Source organism: Rhodothermales bacterium (assembly GCA_017643395.1).
Classification (GTDB): Bacteria; Bacteroidota; Rhodothermia; order Rhodothermales; family UBA10348; genus JABDJZ01.
The window spans coordinates 439,129-457,687 of record JAEPNP010000001.1; the positions used below are offsets into that span (position 1 = coordinate 439,129).

At 63.0% G+C, this 18,559-nt stretch carries 19 protein-coding genes and 1 tRNA gene; all 20 read right to left on the minus strand.

Annotated features, from left to right (window positions below; translation table 11 throughout):
• Positions 1 to 8: 8 nt before the first annotated feature.
• Entirely contained in the window at positions 9 to 2,834 is a 2,826-nt protein-coding gene (locus JJ896_01800; protein ID MBO6778362.1) for an insulinase family protein, read from the minus strand.
• Positions 2,835 to 2,964: 130 nt separating this feature from the next.
• Complete coding sequence (locus JJ896_01805; GenBank protein MBO6778363.1) at positions 2,965 to 4,320, minus strand: MFS transporter; 1,356 nt, start codon at positions 4,318 to 4,320, stop codon at positions 2,965 to 2,967.
• Positions 4,321 to 4,384: 64 nt separating this feature from the next.
• Positions 4,385 to 4,729, minus strand: a complete 345-nt coding sequence (locus JJ896_01810) for a hypothetical protein (protein MBO6778364.1) — start codon at positions 4,727 to 4,729, stop codon at positions 4,385 to 4,387.
• Between the two features lie 82 nt (positions 4,730 to 4,811).
• Positions 4,812 to 4,961, minus strand: a complete 150-nt coding sequence (locus JJ896_01815; protein ID MBO6778365.1) for a hypothetical protein — start codon at positions 4,959 to 4,961, stop codon at positions 4,812 to 4,814.
• A 429-nt stretch (positions 4,962 to 5,390) separates the two neighbouring features.
• A tRNA-Val gene (locus JJ896_01820) sits at positions 5,391 to 5,464 on the minus strand.
• 145 nt (positions 5,465 to 5,609) lie between these two features.
• The gene (locus tag JJ896_01825) at positions 5,610 to 6,182 is read right to left on the minus strand and encodes a hypothetical protein (GenBank protein MBO6778366.1); all 573 of its coding nucleotides are present in this window, start codon (positions 6,180 to 6,182) and stop codon (positions 5,610 to 5,612) included.
• 306 nt (positions 6,183 to 6,488) lie between these two features.
• Positions 6,489 to 7,121, minus strand: a complete 633-nt coding sequence (locus JJ896_01830; GenBank protein MBO6778367.1) for a hypothetical protein — start codon at positions 7,119 to 7,121, stop codon at positions 6,489 to 6,491.
• Position 7,122: 1 nt separating this feature from the next.
• A complete protein-coding gene (locus JJ896_01835) occupies positions 7,123 to 7,746 on the minus strand; it encodes a L,D-transpeptidase (protein MBO6778368.1) in 624 nt (207 codons plus the stop codon).
• Positions 7,743 to 8,831 carry a L,D-transpeptidase family protein gene (locus JJ896_01840; protein ID MBO6778369.1) on the minus strand — a complete coding sequence of 363 codons (1,089 nt, stop codon included), beginning with the start codon at positions 8,829 to 8,831 and terminating at the stop codon, positions 7,743 to 7,745. Before JJ896_01840 ends, JJ896_01835 begins: the two co-directional genes overlap by 4 nt.
• Position 8,832: 1 nt before the next feature.
• A complete protein-coding gene (locus JJ896_01845; protein MBO6778370.1) occupies positions 8,833 to 9,438 on the minus strand; it encodes a hypothetical protein in 606 nt (201 codons plus the stop codon).
• A gap of 65 nt (positions 9,439 to 9,503) precedes the next feature.
• On the minus strand, positions 9,504 to 9,677 hold the full coding sequence (locus tag JJ896_01850; protein MBO6778371.1) for a hypothetical protein: 174 nt from the start codon (positions 9,675 to 9,677) through the stop codon (positions 9,504 to 9,506).
• Between the two features lie 226 nt (positions 9,678 to 9,903).
• Positions 9,904 to 11,364 carry a hypothetical protein gene (locus JJ896_01855; protein MBO6778372.1) on the minus strand — a complete coding sequence of 487 codons (1,461 nt, stop codon included), beginning with the start codon at positions 11,362 to 11,364 and terminating at the stop codon, positions 9,904 to 9,906.
• 127 nt (positions 11,365 to 11,491) lie between these two features.
• Positions 11,492 to 12,193, minus strand: a complete 702-nt coding sequence (locus JJ896_01860; protein MBO6778373.1) for a sigma-70 family RNA polymerase sigma factor — start codon at positions 12,191 to 12,193, stop codon at positions 11,492 to 11,494.
• A gap of 51 nt (positions 12,194 to 12,244) precedes the next feature.
• The gene (gene holA / locus JJ896_01865; protein MBO6778374.1) at positions 12,245 to 13,285 is read right to left on the minus strand and encodes a DNA polymerase III subunit delta; all 1,041 of its coding nucleotides are present in this window, start codon (positions 13,283 to 13,285) and stop codon (positions 12,245 to 12,247) included.
• A 204-nt stretch (positions 13,286 to 13,489) separates the two neighbouring features.
• On the minus strand, positions 13,490 to 13,903 hold the full coding sequence (locus JJ896_01870) for a hypothetical protein (GenBank protein ID MBO6778375.1): 414 nt from the start codon (positions 13,901 to 13,903) through the stop codon (positions 13,490 to 13,492).
• Position 13,904: 1 nt separating this feature from the next.
• Entirely contained in the window at positions 13,905 to 14,519 is a 615-nt protein-coding gene (locus JJ896_01875; protein MBO6778376.1) for an NADH-quinone oxidoreductase subunit I, read from the minus strand.
• A gap of 84 nt (positions 14,520 to 14,603) precedes the next feature.
• Positions 14,604 to 15,902: a ribosome biogenesis GTPase Der gene (der, locus tag JJ896_01880; GenBank protein ID MBO6778377.1), complete on the minus strand. Its 1,299-nt coding sequence runs from the start codon at positions 15,900 to 15,902 to the stop codon at positions 14,604 to 14,606.
• Between the two features lie 61 nt (positions 15,903 to 15,963).
• Positions 15,964 to 16,383, minus strand: coding sequence for a BLUF domain-containing protein (locus tag JJ896_01885; protein MBO6778378.1), 420 nt, complete (start codon positions 16,381 to 16,383; stop codon positions 15,964 to 15,966).
• Between the two features lie 90 nt (positions 16,384 to 16,473).
• Positions 16,474 to 17,358 (minus strand): PD40 domain-containing protein, encoded by an 885-nt coding sequence (locus tag JJ896_01890; GenBank protein MBO6778379.1) that lies wholly within the window; start codon positions 17,356 to 17,358, stop codon positions 16,474 to 16,476.
• Positions 17,355 to 18,554, minus strand: coding sequence for an aminotransferase class V-fold PLP-dependent enzyme (locus JJ896_01895; GenBank protein MBO6778380.1), 1,200 nt, complete (start codon positions 18,552 to 18,554; stop codon positions 17,355 to 17,357). Before JJ896_01895 ends, JJ896_01890 begins: the two co-directional genes overlap by 4 nt.
• Positions 18,555 to 18,559: the final 5 nt, after the last annotated feature.

Genomic DNA, 18,559 nt, shown 5'->3' on the forward strand with positions numbered 1-18,559 from the left:
CGGATCCGCTACTCCGGGAACAGTCGGGCGATGAGCACCTGCTCGGGATCGAGGAGGTCGATGGCCGTCTGCTGCAAGGCCTCTTTACTCAGCGCCGCAATGCGGTCATAGTAGGTGAGGATGCGGCGTGGGTCGTCACCCCGGGTGTAGGCCCCGTCCAGCGCCGAGCGCCAAAAACTGTTCTCCTCCATGCGGGTCTCCCGTGTTCGCTTTCTGGTTTCCCGTACAGCGGCTACCTCTGCTTCTGTCAGGCCCTCGGATTTCACCTTCGCGATTTCGTTGAAGACGGCCTGCTCGAGTTCGTGCACGTTTTCGGGGGCGCAGCCAAACCGCACCGTAAAGGTGTAGCGCTGGGTCGGAATCCGGGAGATGTAGCCACTGACCGAGACGCCATATACCGCGCCCATCTCTTCGCGCAGCACCTCCCGCAATCGGGTTCGCATGACGTCTGCCAACGCGCCCAGGCGCAGCGAGGCGTCCGATGAGTAGCTCGCCTCTCCGTGGAACCGGATCTCTACACGACTCTGCTGCTCCAGCCCCTTGTGCACCACCACCTCGGTCACCCCGTCCGGACGTTCGGGGCTGTGGTCCTGCCAGGTTTCCTCACGCTTGATGGATGGCAGACCTCCGAGATAGGTAATGACCAGGGGTTCGATCTCCTTCAGGTCAATGTTGCCGACAATCACAAAATGGAAGTCGCTGGCATCGGCAAATCGATCCTGGTAGACCTCAAGAGCTCGCTGGAAGTCCACCTCCTGGAGGAGCTCGGTCGTCGTTGCGCGCTCCCTGGCATGCCCTCTGGACCACACCGACCGGATGCTGTCCGATAGCGCACTCGACGGCGTGTTCCTATTGGCAAAGCCGATCCCCAGCTGATGCCGCCAGGTTTCGGCTGCCTCCAGGTCGAGCCTGGGGGCCGTAAACCGGGCATAAATCAACTGGAACAGCGTCTCCGCGTCAGATGCGGCCCCGCTTGCGATCACATCTTCGGAAACATCGCTGATCAGCATGGAGACACTGGCAAGTTTCCCAGCCATCCACTTCTGCAGCTGGGTGCGATCAAAGTCCGCTACTCCACCCGCTTGCAGCAGCAGCGTGGCGAAGTCCCCGCTGACGTAGTCCTCATCGGAAATAAGTGACAGCCCACCCGGGCTGGTCGCGCCGATCAGGATTTCATTCTCCTGAAAGTCCGTCGGCTTGAGAATCACCTTCACGCCGTTGAGCAGCGTCCACTCCGTGACGCCCAGCTCCTCGATGTGGTTGCGGCGGATCACCATTCCCGGGCGGGGCTTCTCCGCCAGCAGCGCTCCCTCCGGCGCGTCGTCCTCCCAGGGCTCAATGTCTTCGGCAGCACGAACCCGGTCGAACACCGCAAGGATCTCCTCATTCGAAGGCAACGGCGCGTCTTCCTTTTCCGGCCCGCTAACCGCTATCACCGTTCCGAATCCTTCCGACATCTCCCGGGCAACCGCATTTACCTCCTCCAGCGTTATACCGGGCAGAAGGCGACCGTTGAGTTCGTAATTCACCGCCACACCGGGAATGGCCGCGCCTCCCAGGAAATGCATTACCGCCTCGGCCGCATACGCGGTGGACGGTCTCCGATCACGCTCGGCGTAGACCTGCTCCCAGAACCGCATCAGGTTGACCTTGGCTCGGTCCAGTTCCGTGGCCGTGAAGCCGTGGCGGCGAACCCGTTCGACCTCGGTCAGGAGCGCTTCCAGCCCGGGAATCACGTCACCGTCTCGCACGCCGGCGTACTGCATGTGCAGTGCTGTGGAACGCACCAGGGCCGCCGGCAGTGACCCTGCCCCCGTGAATGGCGGATCGGGTCTTCGCGTCAGTTCCTGAAAGCGCAGGTTGATAAGGCCGTGGTAGAGACCCTCTACAAGTCCTGCCCGCGCCTGCGCCTCGGTCTTCACCTCGCGAGGAGGCAGCTTCCGGTAGATGTTGACGCTCGTGGAACGCGCCTCCGGGTCCGTGACCGCCGCTACCTTGGTTTCGTGGGGCGGCATATTGAAGGTGGGCCTGGGACGTGGAGACTCCGGCCCCTGCAAGGCCGAGAATCGTTCGACAATCCGGGCCTCGACCTCCTCAGGGTCCAGGTCTCCCACCACAATCACCGCCATCAGATCGGGCCGATACCAGTCACGATAGAAGCGCCGGATGGCCTCCGGATCCGACTCCTGGATGGACTGAACTGAGCCTATCGGTAGCCGCTCCGCATAGCGGGATCCGGAAAACAGCGAGGGGTACTGCTTTTCCCGAACCCTCGCGGTCGCGCCGCGGCCCTGACGCAGTTCTTCCAGAACCACGCCCCGCTCTGCCTCGATGTCCTCATCGTTGAGGCTGATTCCACCGGCCCAGTTCTCCAGAATCCGGAACGCCTGGTCCACGATTTCGGCGGAGTCGGTCGGCACCTCCAGCATGTAGAGCGTCTCATCAAAAGAGGTGACCGCGTTTACATCCGGGCCGAACCGCATCCCGATGGATTCCAGGTACGTCACCAGCGATGTCTTGTCGAAGTCCCTGGTGCCGTTGAACGCCATGTGCTCCAGGAAATGCGCCATGCCCCGCTGGTCATCATCCTCAAGCACCGACCCTGCGTTGACGGCGAGCCACATCAGCGCGCGATTGCTCGGCCGGTCATTCGGGCGGATGATGTAGGTCAGACCGTTCTCCAGTTTGCCGATGGTGAAGAGGGAATCCGTCGGCAATACGGGCGATGAGGTCTCCGCCTCGACGACAGGCGGAGGTGCGAGGACGGCCTGCTCAGATGCACAGGCCGGCAGAAAGAAGAGCAATAGCAGCGGTACGAGGCGGGAGAGTCTCATGCGGAAGGTTTGATGGAGGGAGCGCACAATAGCGTGCGGGAACCGGTCAAAACTGGACTTTTTTGGCCGGCAGTCTACTGCATTGACCCGGAGGCGGGGCGCGCATAACCCCATCGCCCGAAAAAACGATCTATCGGGAGTTGCGCTCCGGTCGACTGCGGCCGGATAGGAAGAGTCCCGAGTTTGGGCCGAAACCATGCGCCGGATTCAGCGAGCGCACCGTGTCTCGAATCACGTAGACCCCCCGGAGGCGCTTCCGACGCACGGGATCCGGCACACGCAAGAGAAGGAGCCATGCCAATGTGCGAATGAGGAAGGACAGCACGAACAGCGTCTTCAGCCCGTCGAGAAGGTCGAGGGAGGCGAATCCAGGAGTCCCAAGCAAGATGCCGGCGAGCACTCCGCCCAGGAGTGAGCCTGCCGCACCGAACGAGCCTCCGACGGCCGCCTGAGTCGCGAAGAAGGGGGTCTTTCCGTCTGCGGGCGCCAGGCGCATCATCAGGTTTCCGGTGGCCAGCGTGAATCCACCCCAGGCGAATCCGCCTGTAATACTCAGAAGCACGATGAGGTAGAAGCCCGGACCCGACGACGCGGTGAAGATCCACCAGAGCGGCTGGAGCGCCACAGTCAAACCGGACAGACTCATGACCTGCTTGTCGCCGTAGGTGTCGCAGATTCGACCCCATACACGCTGTCCCAGCAGATTGGACACTGTGCCAGCCGCGGTGAAGAGCATTACCGAATGCAGCCCAATTCCGGCTTCCTCCAGCATGTAGACTGTGAAGAACGGAGCCACGAACCAGATTCCGAATCCCCACGCCGCACCAAAGGTCAGATAGCGTCGGAACGCGAGGTCGCCGAAGGGTCTCCGAAAACGTGCGAGAAACGTTCCGGGTGGGATACGATCAGGGGCAGGCTCCTGCTGGCGCGCCAGATACCGGATGCTCACAAGCCGTGAGAGCACACCGATCCCGAAACACACGAGGAATACCGGAATCGGATCGCCCGGGGCAACCCGTACTGCCCATCCGGCGACCACCGCCGTGATGGCTCCAAAACCGTTGGCCACAAAGTTGCGCGTCCCGAAGTACCGCCCACGCAGGCGTACGGGGACGAGGTCGCTGATCAGACTGGTCCAGGCTGTGCCCGCGAAGGCCAACGCGCCCTGCTGTACGGTGATGACCGCGAGTACCGTGATCAACGCTGCGCCGGGCGACAGCCAGATGACCGCCGCGAGACTCACGCTCCAAAGCAGGGCGTCCACCAGAGCTGCAGTCACGAGCAAACCCTTGCGGTGCCCTCCGCGGCGCCGGATGATCTCGGCGCCGAGGGGTTGCAGCAAGCCACCCAGAAGGGGCAGCGCGCCGACCAGTCCGATCTGGGGTGCCGAGGCGCCCAGCACAAGCAGAAATGCAACGAGGAAAGGCCCCGCTGTCAGCGTGGTGTACTGGACCGCGAAAACTCCATCCAGCAGACTGAGTCGCATGGCGCGGCGAAACGGTACTCGCCCCGACGCCGTGCGGCGGGCTACGACACGCCGCCGTCCGCCGTCAGAATCCGACAATGGCGCGCTGCAGGTGGTCGATGAGCTGCAGGCCCGCCTGACGGTGTTTGCGCCACACCGACAGTTTCACCTCTCCCTCGAGAAAGCCCGGCAAGCCCTCGAAAAGCTCGTCGTTCTTGGGGGCCAGGCAAATCTTGTCCTTGAACCAGCCCGTGGTCAGGTGGGCGTCCTCCAGTGTCGCGGCCTCGATCTTGAAGATGCGCTCCTCCTTGTTGAACTCGCCCATGAGCGAAGTCTGGAGACGAATTTCTACATATCCGTCTATCAAGCGCACGGAGCCCTTCCGCTCGGTGAAGCCGTCATCCGGGAGGGAGAAGGGGATGGGGGTCATGGGCGGAAGATAGCCGGGAGAACCGACCTGCGCGCTGGTCCATCGGGTGGTGTTCGCGGGCCAGGGGCGGTCCTTGAGATGCTCAGTCGTCCGTCAGCAACCCCTCCCGCAGCGAGCTTGTGTGGGCAATTCCGGCTGAGTCGGCATTTGCGGTATGCAAGGCAATCGCCTCGTCGATGTAGAGGAGAGCCTCCTCTTTGCGACCCAGCGCGCCCAGGATTGAGGATGCCACCTCCAGACTTCTTCCCGTTTCAGGCGAGCCAAAGCGCAGGGTCGCGCCGCGAGTCAGCCCGCTGGCAGGCGACGATTTGCCGCAAACGTGGAATACAGCGGCGCTATTCCGACAGCGTTGCCCTCTGCGGCGCCCTCGAGTGGAATCCGACCCCGTTTTTGGACTTGGCAGGTCTGCTGCGGGGCCGAGATGTGGAGTAGCGCCCACTGATTCCACGTTCCGGGCAACTCGCCGCGCAGCGGGCGGCGGATTGGGGCGGTGCTGACGGGCTGAACTCGACGTGGGCCCGACGGGATTACTCCGGCGCTGCGCGCCTCCATCAGTCGCTCCCTGCGGTCGCTCGTGTCGAACCTGGGAACGGTTCGAACCCCATCGCGCAAGAAACGAATCAGCCCTGCCGCGCTACGCACGACAGGGCTGATTCGTATGTGGGCCCGACGGGATTCGAACCTGTGACCTCTCGCGTGTGAGGCGAGCGCTCTAAACCGCTGAGCTACGGGCCCGGAAGGGCGCAAATAGTACGGAGGCGGGAGAACGGCGGCAAGCGAAGCTTTCGTGCGGCCAGCCCGCGACGCTCACAAACCCACACTGGCCAGCCCGCAGAGCCCGCGAGCCTCGCAAACTCACAACGACCCAGCCCCAGGAACCCTACGGCGTGGCCACGGCCGGCTGCACCAGCGGCCCGGCAAACAACGGCGTCATCAGCGGAGACTCCTGCAGCGAAGGCAGTTGTGCCCCGCCGCGCACGTAGCGCACCGTCGAAACATTCAACCTGGCCGGCACGGCGGCGTGCGCATCGCTCGGAACGATCTCACGCTCGGCCACGATCTCCGGCCCCGACGCGGGCGTGTTGTATTGGACCACCGCGGTCCCGAAAAGCATGCCCATAATCAGCATGAGGCCGACCGCCGACGTCAACCAGGCCGCCGACCCAAGACTGCCGAACGGGGCGGGACTCCCCAACTGCTCGCGCGCAATCGCCTCCTTCAGTCGAAACTGTAGCTCGCTTGTCCCGTGAGGACAAGCTACCGATTGCGACAGAAGTCGCTTCGCCTGACACAGGCACTGCGCGTGCGCCGCAACCTGCGGATTTGCACGCAAATACTCCTCGAACGCCTTGAGCACTACGGGGTCCATTGCCCCGTCCACGTACTCACAAAGGAACTCGTCCAGTCCTTCGTCGAGGGGTGCCGATTGTTCGCCGTCGTAGCCTTCGGCCATACGCCTTGCTGAGTGGGGATGGAGCGCATACACCGTCACAAAACGCTGGATCCGAAATCCTGCAAAAAATCTGCAGGTGGACTGACAGCGCCGCTCGTCCCAAAGAATCGCCGCCCGTCTGAACTCGATCCATCTTTTGCCTTACGTTCGACACAGATTTGTGACAACCCCGCAAGTCAAACCTCCGTCTATTTATGCGAAGGCACCGATGAGTGTCATCAAGTCCGACAATCCAGATCAGGTGGCCTGGGGAGACTGCCTGAATGGGCAGGGCCGGTGGGAGCGCTCCCGCCGGCCCGCTTTGTTTTAGGGTGTTACCAGGACCCGAGCCCCGATCGGGAGCGCCCGGTATATGGCCCGCGCATCCCGGTCAGACATCTGCAGGACCAGCGGCGGCCGGGGAGCCGGGTCGCCAGCGCCCATCGTCCGCACCAGACGGACACTCGTGCGCAGGTGGTCTACCACCCGGTACCCTGACACCTCCAGCGATCCAAACACGCCGGTGTCGTGGGGTGAGAGCCGGATTTCCCGGCCGTTCTCCAGCACCAGCACGCCGTAGGCAGGATCACTGTCAAGCGGACGCACCCGTGGCGGCTCCGCAGATGCCGTATCCGGCGGCGCTGTGACGTGCTGAATGGGCTCAAACGGCAGCGTTCCCCGGCGACCGGCCAGGGCCGATATCTCGACCATACGAGACGCGCCTCGAAGGCCACGCAGCGGAATCTCCCGCATGACGGCAGCGCCGTGCACCAACTCGGCTCGGGCTTCCCCCACGCGGATGACCAGCGCGAACTCGCCCTGTCGCGCCAGCGTGTTTCGGGCCTCGGCCGCGGTAAGGGCCGGCGCCTCGACAATCCGAAGATGCGGACGGGACAGTCCCGCCCAGAGTACCGTCGCCAATGCCACAACGGCCGCAACGGACAGAAACGCTTGCTTCATCTCAGTACATGTAAACGGGCGCGCCCATCCCCATGGCCATGAACACGGCCTGGAGATCGACGTCACCCAACCGCACGCACCCATGGGTCACGGGCTGCCCCAGCAGTCGCTGGTAGGGTGTGCCGTGAACCAGGTACCCGTCACCCAACGCGAGTGCGTAGCGCCCAAGTACGCCGCGCTCGTAGCGGCTTGGGTGACCGGCGGGGGGAACTGGAAGGCCCGCCTCGACAAACGCCCAGTCGGGCTTGGACCAGACGGGATTCGTGCGTTTGTCCAGTACGCGGAATCGCCCGCGAGGCGTCTGGAACAGCCACGAGCGACCGTCGGCAGCATCCAGCTTCACGTAGCTCCCGGTCGAGCAGATGCCCTCGCGCAGCGTATCGGCGCCAGCCATGAGACGGAAGGTGTTGTCGGTAGTGGAGACCACCAGATAGGGCCCACTCGGCTTGAGCCGATTTGTGGCCGCTTCCAGGCGTGCCACCTCGCGGGCCACCGCGGTCGAATCAGTAGTCCACGTCTCCGAGATCCGGGAAGGCGTCAGGGACGCCAGCCACGGCACAAGAAAAACCCCGGCGAGGGCACCGCACAGGGCACCCGTCAGAACGGGATGGGATGACGACTTCATAGCAGAGCCGGCGCAATGAGCACCGGCGTATCGACAGGAATGCGCGCAAAAAGCCGCGCCATGTCTTCGTTGGTCAGGGCGACGCAGCCGTCGGTCCAGTCACCGCCCTTGCCGCCTTCGCCATGGATTTCGATGAGGCCGCCAATGCGCGCTTGATCCGTCAGCTGTCCGGCTTCCCGGGCTGCACGGAAACGCGAACGATCGGCCTCGTTGGGATAATCAAGGAGCAGCGCCATGTGGTAGCGGGACTGACCGCGTCCGAGCTTTCTCGACACGCGGTACTGCCCTTCCGGCGTGCGCCGGTCTCCCTCCTGCTGCTTGTCGCCCATCCATTCGGCACCGAGCTCGACATGAAAGGTGTCGACGTCGGTCTCAGAGTAGCGGGCCACCAGCAGTCGGCGGCGCTTGTCAACAAGAATCTGGGGGAATCGGGCGATGGACTCTGCGGCGCGCGAAGACGCCAACAGCGAAGCATCCAGAGCGCCGAGACTGTCTTCAAAGGCCTGCAGCAATCCGGTAGCCTCTTCGAGCCGGAGTGAGGCCTCGACGACCTGTCCGGCATCAGAGGCCGCCAGGGCGCGAGCCCTGAGGGCCCGCACCTGCGTCAGCATGTCAACCGGCACCCGGGATCCGGGAAACCGTCGCGCCAGCGAATCCGCCTGCGCCAGGCTGGCTTTCAATCCGGATTGGGTTTCCACGAGATGCGCCACGAGCGAGTCCGACGCCCGGTTCGCCCGCTCGGCGGCGTAGTCGGCCAGCCGCATGGTCTCCTCGGCGAGCTCCCGAACCTCAGCAAAGCGTCCGTACGGCAGCCATCCCGTGGAGTCCAGTTCCGCAAGGACCTGCTGCCAGGTTGCCGAGGCCGCCTCGAAGGCTTCCGGGGCCAGCACTGCGGCACCGGCCGCTTCAGCAGCGGCCAGGCGCTCGCGAGCGGTCCGAACTTCCTCAGCCGGCAGTTGCCGGCTGGAGCTCATCGCCAGAAAAGAACCCGCTGCCAGAAGCAGCACACCACCGGAAATCGATATAAGCGCAAAGCCCGGCCGCACGGGGCGACCGGGCTTTGCCTCACGCTTGCGCGAGGTCACGTTATGAGCGGCGACCGGGGTTGGCCGACTGGATGGCGGTCTCCAGTTCAGCTTTCAGTTCGGCGGCGCGGTCCATCACGGACTGGGCCAGCTGGCGTGCTTCGTGCACGTTGCCGTTCTCCTGTGCCGTGCGTGCCTCGACCAGCGTCGCGGAGGTCGCGGTCAGGTCGGTGCGGATGGAGGCCAGCGCGAAAACGCCGTCTTTGCCGCGGGGAGCCATGCCCATGAGCTGGTTGACCTCAGCGATGGCCGTTTCGACTTCCTGGAACAGGACTTCGTTTTCGGCGGCCATCATCTCTTTGGCCACGGCAGCGCCCGAAGCAGATGAGTCGGCCGTCTGGATCACGAAGGCCAGCAGGGACTCCACGCGGTCATAGTTGCGAACGATGGCGTTGCGGGCGTCCTGGATGGCGATTTCCGCCTCGGCAGCTGCGAAGGAGTCTGCAGCGGCCTGGTACATGTCAACCAGGTAGAGGTTGGCTTCGGCATCCTGGGCGGCCTGAAGGCTGGCTTGAGCCTGGTCGAGGGTATCAACCGGGGCTTTCGCGCAGCCGGCAATGCCGAGGATGGTGATGAGGGTAAGGGTGATTATGGAGAAGCGTTTCATTGCAGTAGTAGAGGTATCCCTTTCGGGATGAGGGAAGAATGCGGCTCGTTGTCGTCCAGACGGACTTAGCCTAGGACCGCAATGATCAAGAGGAGTGCGAGCGCGCTGACCAGCGTGCCTGCCAGGAAGTAGAAGGACCAGGTAGTAATCCGGTCCAGCTCCGGGGAGCTGGGGGGCGGAATCACGCGATGGACCCGCGCCGTGGTGACACGCTGTCTGCGCGCCGTCGTGCGAGGCATGGATGCCTTCAAGGAAGCCGAATCAGGGCTCCCGTCGTCCGGCGGCCGTTTGCCGCATCGGCCGAGTGGCCTGGGATTCAGATGAGCACTTATACGCGGGTTTCGTCCGGCGTATTCAAAAAAACCCGAGGCCGAATAATTTCACAAATCGTCCCTCGTCGCTTCATAAGGGCGATTTTGGCCTCGCCAGACCCTGCCAAACACTGGGAAGAAGGTCGGTCAGCCGCTACTGCCGCAGGGTGAGAGTCTCCGACCATCCTGATTCCCGCTGACTCTTGAAGTGTCTGAGGCGAGTGAATCCTTGACCGGGCACCGCGGTGTATTCGACGCCGTATGCGCCCCCGAACCCGGCCACGTAGTTACGCGAGTCTGAAACAGGTCCCTGCCCAGCGCCGAAGTCGGTCAGGCGGATGGCAGGAATCCGATCGGCGTAATGCCCAACAACCAGCTGTGTCCTCGACATGTAGACGGACAATTCGCGGACCCGCACCGAATCAACCGAGATACCCGTTGGGTCACTTCCCGAGGTCCTGCGATAGGTACCCGTAAATGACTCCTCGATGGTCAGTCGGTAGAGAGCGTCCTTTCGGATACAGGAGTCGGAGCCGGAGTCAGCACCGAGCTCTTCGATGCCCGAGACCGTCCACCGCGCTGTACCCGTCAGGCTCCGCTCGGCCCTTTCAATCCCGTTCCATCCCCAGCCGGACTCGACGTAGTCGTAGGTCCATGACCGGCCATCCTGCAGGGGGACCATGGTCGCAAGCGGATCTACGGATGCACATCCGGGCGCAGTATCGAGAATGAGGCGAGTATGGAGCGTCGACCCGAGCGTTAGACTCGGAACGTACAAGCGACCGTTCCAAAGCATCCAGAAATCGTTGTTGCCTGTGAGCCACAGAGCACGCCCCTGTTTGGCGGGCAGGGTCCAGGAGCGCGGGGCCTGCGACTGTTGACTGCCGCCGGTCAGGACAGACACCGTGACCGTAGGCCCGACGGAAACCTTGAAGTCCGTCGACCAAAGGACCTCTCCCTTCGTATTTGTGGTGATCAGGGGCTCCCCCGAAAACGTGATACGCTCCGAGGCGGCGCTCGATGAATGCAGGGTACCCGACAGGTTGATGACGGAGTACTGCTGCATCAGGGCCCATGGGCCATCCATACTTCCCGCATCCCACTGGTCGAAGAACAGAAAAAGGCCCCTGCTATCGAATCGTGCGACTACGACCGGAGCGGTACTTGGATCATCGGGATCGAACCAGATCAATCCATCCGCCTCCTGATGAACCCCCTCCCATCTGCCGCTGATGGCCTGCTCTCTCCAGGGCCTTGAGCGGCTGTACGCGACCTGGCCTGTCCAGGCAAGTGCGTAGGTGCCATCGGATTCCATTTCGAGGTCGATGGAAGTGATACGCACCAGGTCGGCCCACGACAGGGAGTCCGGCGGCCTGTAGTACCCCCAACTCCCTGCGGCGGCGGGCGCGTGGAAAGACTCGCCGCTTCTCGCAAGGCTCCTCAGGGAAAAGGAACCGGCGCCCCCCTCGAATCCGGCACCAATCTCGCCTCCGTCAGGGTCTGAGTCACTCCAGGGCACCGACACCTCATCGGGTGCGGGAACAGAATCGCAGCCCGTGAGCACCATAGGAAGCAGAAGTAGCGCTGCTGCAACTACGGCGAGTTTATCTGCCACGAGTCGGACGATCATCTGCATCGGAAGCCCACGCCGCTCATGAGTTCCGTGCTGCCGTCGCACATAACAAAGGCCGGCTGGGCATCCACCCAGCCGGCCTTTGTCTTTTTGCAGCGCGCGCGCCTGACTAGTCGTCAGACGACGGCGTATAGATGTCTTTCAGCAGTGCCTGGAGCTTGGTCCGGCCGCGGTTGATGCGGCTCTTGACCGTGCCCATCGGCAGGCCTGTAATGTCGGCGATTTCCTCGTAGGCGAGCTGCTGCACGTCGCGCAGCACCACGACCTCACGGAATTCCTCCGGAATCTGGGCCAGTGCCTCCTGGATGAAGTGATCCTGGATGGTGCTCTCGGCGTGCTTGTCCGGAGAGAACGTCTCGTCCGGAATCTCGACCTCGTACTCCTCGTCGTCGCGGTTTACAGACTGCAGCGAGTACAGACGGCGGCGCTTGCGCTTCCGGTACTCGGAACGCGCAAGGTTACCGGCAATCGTGTACAGCCACGTGCTGTACTTGGCAATTCGACGGTAGGAGTGACGGTTGCGATACACCCGCAGGAAGGTTTCCTGCAGGAGGTCTTCGCACTCCTTCATATCGCCCAGGAAGCGATAGATATAGTTGGTCAGAGGATCCTTGTACCGGCTGACGAGAATGTCGAAGGCTTCGACAGTTCCCATCTGGAACTGGGACATGAGGTCCTCGTCACTCATCGCCATCAGCGCTTCGTAGTGGCGATTGTTCGGATTCACATTGGCCTGAATTCCGAGCTTGCTCGCCTTAACACGCAGCGTGCGCTTCTTGAGTGGGCTGACCCTGGTTGTCGTCTCAGTCATACTGTTGTGTTTTTCGGACCGAAGTCCGAGTGGCGGAAGTCCGCCGTGGATCTATGCCGCGATAGCCGCGTTGGCCTCTCCCCCGGTAATCCGGCGAAGCGCCAGCATCAGAATCAGGCGCTCACTCCGGCTGCTTCCGCCTTTAAGCTCGAAATCAGCCGATGCCAGCGTCCTGAACGCTGTTGCCAGCGCCGACGCGTCAAATCGCTTAAGCGTGTTAAGATACTCCTTCAAGTAGAAAGGTGGGATCCCGACACGTTGCGCCATGTCTTTTTCGCCAAAGCTTTGTCTCTGACAAGATGTCAGAATCCAGAGCTTGGTGAAGAAAGATGTCAGGATTGCAACGATCATCAGAGCCTCTCCACGGCTGTTTGATGCTTGTTGCAACAACCGCTCCGCAATCCGCTGAGCGCGCGCAAACTGGCGTTCTCCCACTGCTTTTTGCAATTCGAAGACGTTGACCTCCCGCGAGTGACCACTCGCCTGGACAACATCGTCTGCCGAAATGCGCTCTCGGTCCCCAGCGAACGTGAGCACTTTTTCGATCTCCCGTACGGCCTTCTGCAGATCGGAGCCTACATACTCCGCCAGCATCTGAACCGCCCGGCCTTCGATCTCGCGCCCACGTCGCCTGACTTCACCTTCGAGCCAGCGCGGCAGCTCGCGGTCGTACAACCGCTTGCAGTCCACCGCGACTCCCTGCGCCTTGATGGCGCGATACGGGTGATGCGCCGTGTTCACCTTGCCTGAGGCCACAAGGACCACCACCGCGGTCGGATTCGGCTGCTCGGCATAGGCCTTGAATCGCTTGTTTTCCGACAGTTTGTCGAAATCGCGCACAATGACCAGCCGACGCTGCGCCATCACGGGATAGCTGGCACACAGGGCAAGCACCTTCTGGACATCGGTCTCGGGACCGTACACAATGTCCATATTGAAGTCCCGCTCGTGGGGCTGCACCGCATGCTCGATGGCCAGGCGCTGCAATTCGTCCACGAAATACCGCTCCTCGCCGTACAGGAGGTACAGCGGCTTGAAGTTGCCGTGCCGGAAGGCAGTGGCAGTATCGTCGTAGGACGAGCTACGAGCCATGTAAGGAAGCGGTCTGGCGGTAGAAACCTACCTACGGAAGTATGACATCCCAGTGACAGGCACGTTGCTGGGTTGCCGCACTTCCGTTGGCGTTACTTCATTATAACGGCCAAAACGTCCATCCTAGTGTCCGCCCGGCGGCCCATATCGCCTCTTGCCCGAAAGTTGACAACGGGACGGGCGTCGCCGCCTCACCGGGAAGCCCTACATCTTGGAAACCCGAGGTGCGCCCATGGCGGCCTCATTGAGTCGCAGACCAACCTCGCGGAGCTGAGCCGCGTCCGCCTGCGTGATCCGGTAGCACACGTCCAACCGCTCAGAGTCCAGTGCCGTGGCCCGCAGTTCCTGCAGGGTGCGCTTCCTGAGCGCACCCACCTGGCGTAACAGGTCTGCCGGAGTGTCGGACGACGGAAACTCCACAGGCTCCAGGCCAAGTGCTGTTCGATGCTCGTCGGCCTCTCTGGAGGCCATCGCCCGATACATCTCCCTCAGGGTCGTCGACCCCGGCGGCCGGGCATCCCAAAGCACATCAGGAATCAGCCCGAGAACCACCTGCTGCGCCTCAAGCTCATCGACCAGATACGCCATCTGGTCCAGCACCTCGTCCTGACGACTCACGTCAGTGGGCGCCGCCCGACGTAAGCGCCTTCAGAAACGGGCGGTTATGCAGGGAATGACGGTTGTTCTCCTCCGGGTGGTCCCACACCTCGTCGCCGAACTGCGGATTGCGCTGCTTCGCCAGCCAATCCAGTCGATCCTTGAGGCGCTCCTTCGGCACCAGCAGACGATCCATGCCGAAGATCGCCTCCTCCCGGTCGTGGAAGGTCAGATCATATTCCTTGGACATGATGATCGCTTCTTCCGGGCACACTTCCTCACAGAAGCCGCAGTAGATGCACCGGAGCATGTTGATCTCGAACCACTCGGGCTCGCGCTCCTTGGGGCCCTCAATCTCATGGCTCTGCATGGAGATGGCCATGGGCGGGCAGGCGCGCGCGCACAGGTTGCAGGACACACAGCGGGGCTTGCCCTCTTCCTCCACCAGCACCGGGCGGCCGCGATAGGCATCCGGCGGATACCACTGCTCGTCGGGGTACTGGAAGGTGTACAGCGGGTCGCGCATGCGCCGCGCCGAGTAGCCTAGGCCTTTCAGTACTTCGGGGAGGTACAGCCGCTCCCAGAAATTGAGCTTGCGCTCGTCCTTCTTGGCTGTGATCTGTGGGGTGCCGCCCATGGGCTGGAAACGATTCGTGAGTCGGGAATCTACAACGGCTGTGGCCGTCCGTGGGACCGCGCAGCGGATTTCAACGCCGCTTGACTACTTCTTTCTGGCCGATATGGTCAGCGGTACGCCCTCAAAGTCGAAGGCTTCCCGAAGGCGGTTCTCAAGGTAACGCCGGTAGTCCTCCCGAATGCCCTTCGGCTGGTTGGTGAAGAACACAAAGACGGGCGGTCGGGCCTTGGTCTGGGTGGCGTATTTGATCTTCACCCGAGCGTTCCGATACATCGGCGGCCCGTGGCGCTCGATGGCGGGGAGAATGACTTCGTTTAGCTTCGCGGTGGGGATCCGTTTGTCCAGTCGCTCCGACACGGCAAGCACGGTTTCCAGCAGCTTGCCGGTTCGCTGGCCGGTCACGGCAGAGAACGTGACGATGGGCACATAGTCCAGCGTCTTGAGCCGCTCGCGGATCTGGCGCTCGTAGTCGCGCACCGTGTTGGTCTCCTTCTCAACGAGGTCCCACTTGTTGAGGCCGATGACCAGACCCTTGCGCAGCTCCTCAGCGCGCTTGAGCACCTTGATGTCCTGCGACTCCAACCCTTCAACCGAATCCAGCAGCAGCACCGCGATGTCGCAGCTCTCGATGGCCCGCTCCGTGCGCAGCAGCGCGTAGAACTCGACATTTTCCCGAATGCGGGTGCGCTTGCGCAGGCCGGCCGTGTCGACGAGCACGATCTCCCGGCCGTGGTACTTCATGACCGCATCGACCGCGTCCCTGGTAGTGCCGGAGATCTCGGTCACGATGGACCGCTCTTCTCCCAGCCACGCGTTGGTCAAGGATGATTTGCCGACGTTGGGACGGCCGATGATGGCCACTCGAAGGCGGTCATCTTCCTCTTCCTCGTGATCAGGCAGCAGTTCGACGACAGCGTCCAGCAGGTCCCCTGTGCCCATGCCGTTGATGGAGCTGGCGGCGAACACCTCTCCAACGCCCAACTCGTAGAACTCGGACGCCTGCCAACGACGCTCCTCGTTGTCAGCCTTGTTGGCCAGGATCAGCACGGGCACGCCGGATTTGCGCAGCAGTGCAGCGACGTCCTGGTCCAGATCCGTAACCCCCACCGTCACGTCCACCACAAACATGATGGCGTCCGCTTCCTGAATGGCGATGGCCACCTGCTCGCGAATGGCCGCTTCAAACCGGTCCTCCGAGTGTGCGACGAAACCGCCGGTGTCGACAACCGAGAACTGCTTTCCGGCCCACTCTGCGTGCCCGTACACGCGATCACGAGTCACGCCCGGCTGGTCGTCCACGATCGAGTCGCGGCTCTCCGTGAGCCGGTTGAAGAAGGTGGATTTGCCGACGTTGGGTCGGCCTACGATGGCGAGCAGTGGCATGACCGCTTCCACCTGAGGGCGGACCGGCCGTTCCGTAGCGGCGGCGAATTCGCCGGGAAGGCTAGGCTACGTGGCGATGCCACTTTCCACGCTTGAAGCGCAGGAGAATGCTGCGGGCCTGATCCAACTCGGCACCGGCAAAAGGCATCTTGCGCCGGAAGAAGTCACTGAATCCCGGAAGATGCGCGCCGCCCGTGTTGAAGAAGCCCATCTTCCACTCACCGAACGACCGCTTTGTGACGTGTGTCTTCGCCAGCAGTAGCACGTTCCCATGCCTTCGGTCGCGTTCGATGCGGCGGTAGATGGAGTCCACGGCGGCCTCAGGCCCCTCCAGTACCTGGAGAAACGATCCCTGGTCATATACCAGCATCCCGGTGACATTCGCCCGTTGATTGTTGACCCGCGCCTTGGCCAGCAGCGCCTGCAGATCGGCCTCGCTGAACGGAACGGTCGCCGCGCTGGCGTAAATCATCTGAATCATGGCGGCCTCCTGGTGGGTGTGCTCCCGGGAGGTATCGGCTACCGGCCGGCCAATTTTCAGTTTTGGGTCTCTACCGCTCTCTTCGCTCTCTCAATTCGGAGCCGGGCCGGGCACATCACTTGTATCGGGTCGCTGAGCGCGCGGCAGCCAGATCGGGTCTCCGTCGAAGCCCTCAAGCCGGGTCACGCGCTGCAACCCGGTACCGTCTGCCTGCATGGTGAACACTTCCCAGTCCCCATCCCGAACGCCGCCGAATGCGATCTGCCGTCCGTCCGGCGACCAGCGTCCCACCAGCTCATTCTCAGGTGTGTCGGTCAGTTGTCTGGGTGCACCCTCAGGACCTCGTTTCGAGAACAGGTCGGCGTTGCCGTCCTCGTATCGGTAGTAGATGAGTTCGCGCCCGTTCGGGTGCCATGCAGGGTGGCCCTCCATCGCGGGATGGGTCGTCCATGGCCGGGTCTCACCGGTCGAAACGTCCACAACCCAGATGTCCCGGTTTCCGGTCCGGGCACTGGTATAGGCCACACGCGAACCGTCCGGCGAGAAAACAGGCTGGGTGGCCGTCGAGTCTTCGACCAGCCACCGCCCCTCGGAGGCAGACATGCCGCGAAGCCCTCCGTCGATGATGACGATCCCTGTCGCCACGCGATACACCCAGTCTGACCCGTTGAAATCAGGCGTCTCTTCCTCATGCCGACCCGGTGAATTGGTGCGCCGTGACTGCCACCATACGGGGTCGGTGTGCCTCGTTTGCGCGCGACCGTCCCTTACCGTCGAATAGAGGATCATGTCCGACCGAAACCGGGCTCCGAACATGCCCCCCTCCTCAAACGTCACCTGCTCCAGCGCTGAGTCCGCCCGCACCCGCCAGATCTGGGACCCGCTTCCGCGGTCGGACAGAAACGCCACGTCGTACTCCTGCGCGCACCCGGCCAGGGACAGCAGCCCCGCCATCGCCCATACAATCCTGTTCACCCGATCAGCGCCTCTGTCAATCGATCGATGTCCGCTTCGGTAGAAAAGTAACCCGGCGAAACGCGCATGCGGTCGCCACTGAGCGTGACCACCACGCCGGAAGACGCAAGACGCTCCCGCACTTGGTCGGGCTCTGAGAGCCTGAATGTGACGATGCCGATGGCGTCGGGGTCGGGAGAGATGCACTCGAACCGGGCTCGTGGCAGCGCCCGGATCAACCGCCGGTTGAGCGCCACTGCATGGTCCCGAACGCGCTCCGGCCCGATGGCCAGCAGCCGTTCCAGCGATTCATACGCCGCGCAGTAGCCGATGTAGTTGGGATGTCCCGCCTCATAGCGGCGGGCCGTGGAAGACGCGCTCCAGGAATACGCCTCCTCCAGCTCAGGCCCCCAGGGCGCATAGCCGTGGCGAGCCCTGCCAGGGTACATGCGGTCGGGCAAGGCCTCTCCCTGGACCTCCTGCCGCACGAACAGAAAGCCCGCGCCATAGACACCCAGCAGGTGCTTGTAGCCGTTACAGGCCGCCACGTCCACTCCGAGCTCACGCAGGTTCAGGGGCATTGCGCCGGCGGCCTGGATGATGTCCGCGTAGAGCAGGCCACCCCGCTCATGCACCGCATCAGCCAGCACCCGCACGTCCTCGATGTGTCCGTTGATGTTGGACACGAGGCTTACGCATACCAGCGCCGTGCGCGCGTCCATGGCCTGCACCATGCGCTCCGCAGAAACCCGCCAATCCAGCGCACGCACAATGCGCACATCCACGCCCGAGTGCCGCAGCCCCAGAAGGTTGTTCAGCGAGCCCATAAAGTGCAGGTCGTTGGTGACCACGTTGTCCCCGGCCCGAAGCCGGTCCATGACCCCGTCGATGGCTATCTGCTCGCCGGCCTTGGTGCAGTACACCAGTCCGATCTCCGGCTCGCGCGCGCCGACCAGCTCTGCAAAGCGGCCACGAACGCCCTCCTGCACGGCGCGCAAGTAGTCAGAGCGCCCATCGCCCGGACCCTCTTGCTGGAACGCGACACCCACGTCCATGCCTGCGGAGGCAAACCGGGCCAGCGGACCCATGGACGCCATGTTCAGCCAGACGGTGTGCTCCAGCATGGGAAACTGGGCACGGAAGTCAGCCGACCGACCGGCGGCAAGCCCGGCGAGAGCCGGAGCCAACGACGATGCCAGAAATGCTCTGCGGTCCATGACGA